General features: G+C 30.9%; 12 protein-coding genes. 9 read left to right on the forward strand and 3 right to left on the reverse strand.

Features of this window, described 5'->3' with window-relative positions:
* On the forward strand, positions 1-795 hold a 795-nt coding region (priA, locus tag LDL23_RS08240), incomplete at its 5' end, for a primosomal protein N' (RefSeq protein ID WP_291265271.1).
* Here priA and LDL23_RS08245 read toward each other — a convergent pair.
* Positions 792-1,487, reverse strand: coding sequence for a LytTR family DNA-binding domain-containing protein (locus LDL23_RS08245; protein ID WP_026726604.1), 696 nt, complete (start codon positions 1,485-1,487; stop codon positions 792-794). The genes priA and LDL23_RS08245 overlap by 4 nt on opposite strands.
* A gap of 150 nt (positions 1,488-1,637) precedes the next feature.
* Between LDL23_RS08245 and rpsF the strand changes: the two genes are divergently transcribed.
* The 6 genes from rpsF to LDL23_RS08275 all read left to right on the forward strand — a co-directional run bounded on the left by rpsF (position 1,638) and on the right by LDL23_RS08275 (position 6,016).
* Complete coding sequence (gene rpsF / locus LDL23_RS08250) at positions 1,638-1,979, forward strand: 30S ribosomal protein S6 (RefSeq protein WP_166235845.1); 342 nt, start codon at positions 1,638-1,640, stop codon at positions 1,977-1,979.
* A gap of 2 nt (positions 1,980-1,981) precedes the next feature.
* Complete coding sequence (gene rpsR / locus LDL23_RS08255; protein WP_008253655.1) at positions 1,982-2,278, forward strand: 30S ribosomal protein S18; 297 nt, start codon at positions 1,982-1,984, stop codon at positions 2,276-2,278.
* 63 nt (positions 2,279-2,341) lie between these two features.
* Positions 2,342-2,785, forward strand: a complete 444-nt coding sequence (gene rplI, locus LDL23_RS08260; protein ID WP_026726602.1) for a 50S ribosomal protein L9 — start codon at positions 2,342-2,344, stop codon at positions 2,783-2,785.
* Between the two features lie 60 nt (positions 2,786-2,845).
* Positions 2,846-3,319, forward strand: coding sequence for a DUF6495 family protein (locus LDL23_RS08265; protein WP_291265272.1), 474 nt, complete (start codon positions 2,846-2,848; stop codon positions 3,317-3,319).
* A 2-nt stretch (positions 3,320-3,321) separates the two neighbouring features.
* Positions 3,322-5,313 carry an NAD-dependent DNA ligase LigA gene (gene ligA / locus LDL23_RS08270; protein WP_291265273.1) on the forward strand — a complete coding sequence of 664 codons (1,992 nt, stop codon included), beginning with the start codon at positions 3,322-3,324 and terminating at the stop codon, positions 5,311-5,313.
* Entirely contained in the window at positions 5,306-6,016 is a 711-nt protein-coding gene (locus tag LDL23_RS08275) for a hypothetical protein (protein ID WP_291265274.1), read from the forward strand. The genes ligA and LDL23_RS08275 overlap by 8 nt, the downstream gene beginning before the upstream one ends.
* Before the next feature lie 688 nt (positions 6,017-6,704).
* Here the strand turns inward: LDL23_RS08275 and LDL23_RS08280 are convergent.
* Positions 6,705-7,619 (reverse strand): bifunctional UDP-sugar hydrolase/5'-nucleotidase, encoded by a 915-nt coding sequence (locus tag LDL23_RS08280; RefSeq protein ID WP_291265275.1) that lies wholly within the window; start codon positions 7,617-7,619, stop codon positions 6,705-6,707.
* 11 nt (positions 7,620-7,630) lie between these two features.
* Positions 7,631-8,419 (reverse strand): 5'-nucleotidase, encoded by a 789-nt coding sequence (locus tag LDL23_RS08285; protein WP_291265276.1) that lies wholly within the window; start codon positions 8,417-8,419, stop codon positions 7,631-7,633.
* 45 nt (positions 8,420-8,464) lie between these two features.
* On the opposite strand from LDL23_RS08285, the gene LDL23_RS08290 reads away from it, so the two are divergent.
* Both LDL23_RS08290 and dapA read left to right on the forward strand, forming a co-directional pair.
* A complete protein-coding gene (locus LDL23_RS08290) occupies positions 8,465-8,983 on the forward strand; it encodes a hypothetical protein (protein WP_291265277.1) in 519 nt (172 codons plus the stop codon).
* A gap of 3 nt (positions 8,984-8,986) precedes the next feature.
* Entirely contained in the window at positions 8,987-9,865 is an 879-nt protein-coding gene (gene dapA / locus LDL23_RS08295) for a 4-hydroxy-tetrahydrodipicolinate synthase (RefSeq protein WP_291265278.1), read from the forward strand.
* The last annotated feature ends 135 nt before the right edge of the window (positions 9,866-10,000 follow it).

Genomic DNA, 10,000 nt, shown 5'->3' on the forward strand with positions numbered 1-10,000 from the left:
TGTGGTCATTCGATTGCAAATCCTACTCATTGTCATAGTTGTCAATCGGTTGATGTTACTTCGAAAGGTTTCGGAACCGAACAAATTGAAATGGAATTGAAAACTCTTTTTCCAGAGAAAAATATTGGACGAATGGATCAAGATACGACTCGGGGAAAGTTTGGCTTCGAGAAAATTATAGATTCCTTCAAAAATAGAGAAATCGATGTTTTGGTAGGAACACAAATGCTAGCCAAAGGTTTGGATTTTGATAATGTAACTTTAGTTGGGATTTTAAATGCCGATAATTTATTGAACCAACCTAATTTCAGAGCCTACGAAAGAGCGTATCAAATGATGATGCAAGTTTCGGGTAGGGCAGGACGTTCAGAGAAGAAAGGGAAAGTCGTTATTCAAACGTATAATCCCTATCACAATACGATTCAACAAGTTTTGGGTAATGATTATATAGGAATGTATAATGAGCAAATTTACGAGCGCCAGAACTTTAAATATCCGCCTTTCTTTAGATTAGTAAAACTTACAATGAAACATCGCGATTTTGATAAATTGAAAGAAGGTTCAATGTGGTTATATAATGTATTATCTCAAAATTTAGACATGCCTGTTTTGGGTCCAGAAGAACCAGCCATTAATAGAATTCGAAATGAATATATTCGAACGATTATGGTTAAAATTCCGGTTCAGAAACATTTAGGTAACACCAAAAAAAATATTGCGAAAGTGCTCATGAGTTTTGAAGCAGTTTCGCAATATCGTGCTATTAAGGTAAAAGTAGATGTAGATGTGTATTAAGCGTTTTCGATAGCTTTTACAATTTCTTCTTTCTTGTTACGACTTAATGGTATTTTTGTATTTCCAATTTCAGCAAACTTACTATTGAATTTTTCTACTCGGTCTAAATTTATAATATACGATTTGTGTACACGAATGAATTTACCTTCTGGAAGTTCTTTTTCAAAACCTTTCATAGTTGATAACACTAAATGACTTTCATCATCAGTAACTACTTTAATATAATCACCATAGGCTTCAATCCATTTAATTTTAGAAACATAGACTTTTAGTTTCTTTAAATTACTTTTAATCACGATACTTTCGCCATGATCTTCATGGTTTTCGTAACGCAAAGCGTGAAGTTCAGTAGCTTTTTTAACGGCTTTATTGAAACGTTCTTTAGAAATAGGTTTTTGAAGAAAATCGGTTGCTTCATAATCAAAAGCTTTAACTGCATAATCAGCTTTTGAAGTAATGAATATAATTTGTGGTTTTGTTTTTAGTCCGTCTAATAAGTCGAAACCGTTTATTAACGGCATCTCAATGTCTAAGAAGATTAAATCAATAGTATTGTTGTTGATACAATTCTTTGCCTCAAGAGCATTGGCAAAATCTCCTACTAAGTTTAATAATGTTGATTCGTTAACTAATTTCGTGATGGTAATTCTTTGAATAGCACTATCATCTACAACGATACAATTCAACTTCATGGGCATATATTTTTTATAGTTTGTTAAAAGTAGAACTATTATTACAAATACACAAGTTTTTTTAATAAAAATTAATAATGTGTTATACTTGTTATTTCAAATAAAAGTATTATTTTTGCACCCAATTTTATAACAATAAATATAAAGATTATGAATCATTATGAAACTGTTTTCATCTTGAATCCCGTTTTATCTGAGCAACAGGTAAAGGAAACAGTAAGCAAGTTTGAAGATTTTCTTACTTCTAAAGGGTCTGAGATGGTATCGAAAGAAGATTGGGGCTTAAAAAAATTAGCTTACGAAATTCAACACAAAAAAAGTGGATTTTACCACTTATTCGAATTCAAAGCGCCAGCTGAAATCATTATTGCATTTGAAACTGAATTCCGTCGTGACGAGCGTGTTATGCGTTTCTTAACTGTGTCTTTAGACAAACATGCAATTTCTTGGGCAGAAAGAAGAAGAGCAAAATTAAAATCTAAAACAAACTAATCATGTCTACATTAGAGCAATCTGCAAAAGGGAAAAAAGACGGAGATATCAGATATCTTACGCCTTTAAACATAGATACAAACAAAACTAAAAAATACTGTCGTTTCAAAAAATCAGGTATCAAATATATCGATTATAAAGACGCAGACTTTTTATTGAAATTTGTTAACGAGCAAGGTAAAATTTTACCAAGACGTTTAACTGGTACTTCATTAAAATACCAAAGAAAAGTTTCTGTAGCTGTTAAAAGAGCTCGTCACTTAGCTTTAATGCCATACGTGGCCGATTTATTAAAATAATATTTAACAAATAGTTGTTGCTTCGCCGTAGGTGAGCTAACTTCTAATTAAAAGGACAACAACATGGAACTTATCTTAAAACAAGACGTTCAAAATTTAGGATTTAAAGATGATGTAGTAACTGTGAAAAACGGATACGGACGTAACTTCTTAATTCCTCAAGGTTTTGCTATTTTAGCTACACCTTCTGCTAAAAAAGTTTTAGCTGAAAACTTAAAGCAAAAAGCGCACAAAGAAGCTAAAATCGTTGCAGATGCAAAATCTTTAGCTGAAGCTTTAAAAGCTTTAGAAATTAAAATTACTGCTAAAGCAGGTGGTGATAAATTGTTTGGTTCAGTTACTAGCGCTAACATCGTGGAAGCGTTAGAAGCTAACGGTCATTCAATTGAGAAAAAATTCATCACAAGTGGTGTGGTAAAACGTGTAGGTAAATATACTGCATCAGTTAGATTACACAGAGATGTTATCGTTGAGTTACCATACGAAATCGTAGGTGAAAAAGCATAATTTTTCTTAAAATATAAATTAGCTCCGATTTTATCGGGGCTTTTTTTTTATCTTTACTTTATGAAATACGCAAGATTAACTAAAGAACAATTAGAAGAATTACATCCAGAATTCATTACTTTTTTAGCTACACAATCAATTGATAAAAAGGAATGGGATGAAATTAAACAAAATAAACCTCATATTGCCGAACAAGAAATCGATATTTTCTCTGATATGATTTGGGAAAAAGCATTGACGAATGTTACGCACATTGATCATTTTTCTAAGAACTACATTTTTCTTTTTAAATGTATGCAAAATGCGGTTTTCTCTTTCGTAATAAAAACCAACAATCCACAAATAGACTTTGTTTCTGCCGATGGAATTCATTGGTTATCTGAAAATTTGTTTTCCGATGATGTAGAAATCACCAGAGGAAAGAAAGATTTATCAGAAAACAGAAACGAATCGTTGTTTGAAATCATCAAGCAAGGAGGAATCATCAGTAAAGGAGAATTATTTACCAAATTAGACAGCTTAATCAATCAGTAAATATGAGCGTTTTAGATACTATTAAGAATTTAAGAGACGAATTAAATCAACATAATTACAATTATTATGTTTTAGATAAACCTACCATTTCTGATTTTGAATTTGATCAAAAGCTAAAACAATTACAAGATTTAGAAGCACAACATCCTGAGTTTTTCGATGAAAATTCACCCACTCAAAGAGTAGGAGGAATGGTTACGAAGAACTTCGAAACGGTAAAACATGAATATCGCATGTATTCGTTGGACAATTCCTATTCCATCGAAGATTTACAAGATTGGGAAACCCGAATTCAAAAGGTTTTAGGCGATGTTCCATTAGAATATACTTGCGAATTGAAATACGATGGTGCATCAATTAGTATCAGTTACGAGAATGGTCGTTTAGTACGTGCAGTAACGCGTGGCGATGGTTTTCAAGGCGATGATGTAACCAATAATATCAAAACGATAAAAGCAGTTCCTATTCATTTAAAAGGTGATTTTCCTGATAAATTTGACATTCGAGGAGAAATTATTCTTCCGTTTGCCGGATTTGAAAAAATGAATCAAGAATTAATTGAAATTGGTGAAACTCCCTATTCAAACCCAAGAAATACAGCTTCTGGAAGTTTAAAATTACAAGACAGTGCTGAAGTTGCCAAACGTCCGTTAGATTGTTTGTTGTACTTTGTAATTGGAAATAATTTACCCTTTAAGACTCAATTTGAAGGCTTACAAAAAGCACGAGATTGGGGATTTAAAGTTCCGACTCAATCTAAATTAGCTAAAAACCTAACCGAAGTTTTTGAGTATATCAATTATTGGGACAAACATCGTCATGATTTGCCTTATGAAACGGATGGTGTGGTTATTAAAGTTAATAATTTACAACATCAAGAGGAATTAGGTTATACAGCAAAATCTCCACGTTGGGCGATGGCGTATAAGTTTAAAGCCGAACAAGTCATTACGAAATTAAATTCGATTTCATATCAAGTAGGGCGAACAGGAGCGATTACTCCCGTTGCGAATTTAGAACCTGTGCAATTAGCTGGAACTATTGTAAAACGTGCTTCGTTACATAATGCTGACCAAATTGAAAAATTAGATATCCGAATTGGAGATGAAGTTTATGTAGAAAAAGGCGGTGAAATTATTCCAAAGATTATTGCGGTTGCCAAAAGAGGAAATCAAGCGGAACCGACAAAATACATCACACATTGTCCGGAATGTCAAACGGAATTAGTTAGAAGTGAAGGTGAAGCCAATCATTTTTGTCCAAATTTCTATGGTTGTCCACCTCAGATTATTGGAAGAATTCAGCATTTTATCACCCGAAAAGCAATGGATATTGATGGTTTAGGTGGTGAAACAGTTGCTTTGTTATTCAATGCAGGTTTGGTTACCAATTATGCAGATTTATACGAACTGAAAAAGGAACAAATCATTCCATTAGAACGAATGGCTGAAAAATCAGCTGAGAATTTAATTAACGGAATTGAAAAATCGAAAACAATTCCTTTTGAACGTGTTTTGTATGCGTTAGGAATTCGATATGTAGGGGAAACAGTTGCGAAAAAGCTAGCAAAACATTACAAATCTATTGATGCAATTGCGCAAGCGAGTATGATGGATTTGATTTTGGTAGATGAGATTGGCGATAAAATCGCACAAAGTGTTGTTCAATTCTTTGAAAATCAAGAAAATATTCGTATTATTGATAGGCTTAAGAGTTATGGAGTACAATTAGAATCAGGCGCAGATGATGTTTTACTTTCTGAAAAATTAAAAGGAAAAACGTTCGTTGTATCAGGAGTTTTTGAAATTTATTCGAGAGACGAACTGAAAAAAGCCATTGAAGATAATGGAGGAAAAGTAGGAAGTTCCATTTCATCAAAAACCGATTATGTAATTGCTGGAGATAATATGGGGCCATCCAAACTAGAAAAAGCAAATCAATTAAAAATTGCAATTATATCAGAATTAGACTTCAAACAAATGATAGATGCTTAAAGTAAATTCGGCTTTAATATTATATTTCACGGCTTTTATTTTATATGTATTTGCTGTTTTAATTGGAAGTGATAATTTGGAGCTTTTTAGTAAGCCAATTATTATTCCGTCGATTTATTATTTCTATTATATTAGTGTTAGAGGTAAGATTGATTATTTGTTTTCTTTTTCTGTTTTATCCTTCTTTATTGGTGAAATTTTACATCTAATTAGTAGAGAGGAGTTTAATGTTTTGGGGCTTATATTTTTATTAATTCCATATTTCATTATATTGTTTTTTATTTTTCAAGATTTAATCTATTATTTGAAAAAGAAAAAAATTAATTTGAAAACCTTTTCTTTTTTCATTATTGTAATGCTTTTAGTGTATTTGTTTTTTAATGTACTAATGATGATGATAGAGGAAAATAGCCTTGAATTTTTCATTTATTGTTTGTACGCAATATTATTGTTGTTAATGGGAATTTTAGCCTTTGTAATGCTAATTAACTACAATAATAGAACAATTTTGTACACGGGTTTTATGGTTGGTTGTTTTTTATTATCCGATTTGTTTTTTGTTTTTTCAAAAAAAATCCCCGATTTATTAGCCTTGAAGATGATTAATGTTACAACTCAAGAGTTATCGTTTTTTTGTTACATAAGTTATTTTGTTTACAGAACTAAATTTAAACTTTATGGTAAGAGAGATATTCAAGACTGATAAAAATATAGATAGCCGAGCTAGTGGAGCTTTGTACATCTATTTTATTTCCTATTTGTGTTATTTGTTTTTTTATAGGGTTTATGGTGATTTAGACATTGCTTTGATTTTTAAACCCATCATAGTTCCAAGTATCGCTTTTGCTTACTTTTTTATAAGTAAATCAACCAAAATATATTTGAATTTATTTTTGTTTTTAGTAATCTTTTTTGCTGATAATTTGATTTTGATTGAGGGAAGAGATATTAAAGTATTTTCCACCTATTTGTATCTAATAGCCATAGGTGTTTTATTTAGTTATGTAGTTACAGATTCAAAAATCTTCAAAAGAAACCTCTTTTTAAAAAACAATTTCAATTATTTTATAATTTCTTATTTGTCGTTGGTCATCTTTTATAAGATTGCAAGTTTGACTTTAAATATGGAGTTTAAAGAAATTTTTGTAGTTATTGGTTACGTTGTAATGTTTTTGATAGTTTTATTACTAAGTATTTATAATGCCTTACGATTTAAATCAATTGCATCTAGATTTTTGTTGTTAACGATACTCTGCTTGTTTTTTTCCGATGTTTTAATTGCTTTGAATAAGTATTACTCAAAAAATGATATATTAATTTATATCGCTTGTTTGATTGAAATACCGGTATATTATTTTCTTTTGAAATATTTACTTTACAGAGAAAAATAGTTATACAATAATGTTTTTTGATTGATTATTATAGAGTTTGTCGTTAGATAAATAAAAATCAATTCTACCTAAATTCACTCCAAAACAGCCTACTTGATTAATCAAAACTTCTTTTCCTTCGCTATTTTTTTCAATAACCGGTTTGTCTAAAAAAGTGTGCGTGTGTCCGCCAATAATCAAATCGATATTTTTTGTTTTTTGCGCTAAAACAATATCACTAGGTTTTTCAGGTTCGTCTTTGTATTTGAATCCTAAATGCGACAAACAAATCACTAAATCACATTTCTTTTCTTCTTTTAGAATTCGAGTCATGTCTTGTGCTACTTCAATTGGATTGTTGTAAACCGTTTCTTTGTAAAGTTTTTTGTCAACAAGTCCGTCTAATTGAACGCCTAATCCGAAAATTCCAATCTTGATTCCGTCTTTAATGATTATTTTATAAGGTTTTACAATATCATTCAAAACCGTATTTTTAAAGTCATAATTAGCCGATACAAAATCAAACTTTGCATGTGGTAATTGCGCATAAAAACCATCAATTCCGTTGTCAAAATCGTGATTTCCCATGGTGGCCACATCGTATTGCATCATGCTCATTAATTTGAATTCCAATTCACCACCATAATAATTGAAATACGGAGTTCCTTGAAAAATATCGCCAGCATCTAACAAAAGCAAGTTTTTTTCTTCTTTTCGAATGCTTTCAATGATAGCAGCTCTTCTGGCAGCGCCACCCATATTTGGATTTTTAGGATGATCGGCCGGAAATGGATCGATATGACTGTGCGTATCATTCGTATGTAAAATAGTAATCTTTTTGGTGTCAATAGTAGAAAAACTACTTAAACTCACTCCTGATAAACCAAGTAGAGCCGAACTCGCAGCTGTTTTTTGGATAAAATCTCTTCTCTTCATAGCTCTAAGTATTATTCTAAAATTATTTTTTCTGTTGTAATATTCGGAATTGTATCTACTTTCTTGAAATAATCAATCATCATATTTCTAAGCTTGTATTCCATGTCAAATTTGATTTTACTTTCTTTAAAAAACGTCATATTATCACCTCCATTGGCTAAATAATCGGAAGTTCCTACATAATAAATTCGATTTTCATCTAAAGGTTGATTGTTAATTTCAATCTTATTTATTGCTGAAGTTGACTTATCAATATAAATTTTCATTCCGTACAAAGGATGAGGCTTCTTTTCTTTTATGATGTATTCGGCTAACGTTTTGATTTCTTTTCCGGTTAATCCCACAATGAACAAACTGTTTTCAAAAGGCATCACTTCAAAAGCAGTTCGCGTAGTTACATCGCCTTTTGGAATGACAGCTCTTATACCGCCATGATTTAGCAAACAAATATCAATCGTTTTGTTTTCTCTTTTTTGAAAAACCGGATTTCCAAGTTCAAAAGTTATTTCGGCCAATAAATTTCCGATATTCGATTGCCATGTTCCTTTGCTTTTGTCTTGTGTTTCTGGACAATAAGCTAAAACACTGTTCAAATCTTTATTGATGTTATCACTGTAAGGTTTTACGTAAGTTGCAATGGCTTCGTTTTCGCCTTTTTCATTGGTAACACCTATTTTTTTTCCTTCAATTTTAGTAGTTTGATAGGAAGAAGTTGATTTACAAGATATAAAGAGATTAAATGTTAATAATATAACAAAAAATCCAAAAGATATCGTATTCTTTTTTACATTTACAAGCATAACAAAAGCTTAAATTTTTAATTTTGTCGAATAGGTAAAAATACTATGTTTTATAATATTATAAAGAACTTTTTTCTTAAAAAAAATGTTACTAAAAAATTAGCAACTCAAAATTCGTCTGGTTCAAACGATAAAGTGTTGACGGTTGGAGTTTTAGTAGACGAAACATATTTCAATGAAACTAGTCAATTAGTGGAGCGAATTGTTTCTCAGGGAATTCAAGAAAGTAATATTTCTATTTTGGTTTATAAAGATAAAATTAAAAAGAAAGAAGTAATAAACGAATCCTTTTTGTCGTTGAAGAATATTTCGATTTCAGGAGAAATCAATAAAAAAGAAGTAAACGATTTTGTCGAAACTCCTTTTGATTTGTTAATCAATTATTACGATGTTAATAAAAGCGGTCTTTTGTTATTGTCAACCAAATCAAAAGCCAAATTTAAAGTAGGATTTGACACGGTTGACAAAAGAGTCAATCATTTTATCATAAAAACAGTCGTTGAAAATTTTAATGAGTTTGTTTTAGAACTGTTTAAGTATTTGAAAATTTTAAATAAAATATAAAAAATGCAATCATTTATTGGTACAGGTGTTGCTTTAGTTACGCCATTTAAAAAAGATTTTTCGGTTGATGTAGAGGCTTTAACTCGAATAGTGAATTATGTAATTGAAGGTGGAGTAGAGTACTTGGTAGTTTTAGGTACTACAGCAGAATCGGCAACGTTATCACAAGACGAAAAAGAATTGGTTATCGATACGATAATTAAAGCGAATGCAGGAAGATTGCCTTTGGTTTTAGGTGTTGGAGGTAACAATACGCACAAAGTTGTTGAAGAATTAAAAACAAGAGATTTTTCTCATTTCTCAGCGATTTTATCGGTTTCGCCTTATTATAATAAACCTACGCAAGAAGGTATTTACCAACATTTTAAAGCAGTTGCTGAAGCGTCTCCAATTCCAGTAATTTTATATAATGTACCAGGAAGAACAGCAAGTAATATGTTGCCATCAACGGTTATCCGAATTGCATATGATTTCAAAAATGTAATCGGAATTAAAGAAGCTGCTGGCGATATCGTTCAAGCAATGAAATTAATCCAAACAAAACCAGAAGGATTTTTAGTGATTTCTGGAGATGACATGATTACTTTACCAATGGTTTTAGCGGGTGGAGCAGGAGTGATTTCGGTAATTGGGGAAGGTTTTCCGAAGGAATTCTCTGAAATGGTACGTTTAGGTCTGCAAAGAAAAGTAGATGAAGCGTATAAATTACATTACCTTTTAGCGGATAGTATTGATATGATTTTCGAACAAGGAAATCCTGGCGGAATTAAAGAAGTCTTTAAGGCATTAGGTTTATCAGAGAATACAGTTCGATTGCCACTTGTAAATGTAAATGAAGATTTAGCTACAAGATTGCATAATTTTACAAGAAAATTAAGTTAAAAAAAAGATTTTTATAGTAATTAAATAATGCCTAAATTTGCAGTTGCTTTTTTAGGTGACATCTTATTGATGTTTATAAAGAAAAAATATAAAGCCAAATGAATAAATTTTTTAGTTTCCTTATTCTTACCATTT

It is taken from the genome of Flavobacterium sp., assembly GCF_020217025.1.
GTDB lineage: Bacteria > Bacteroidota > Bacteroidia > Flavobacteriales > Flavobacteriaceae > Flavobacterium.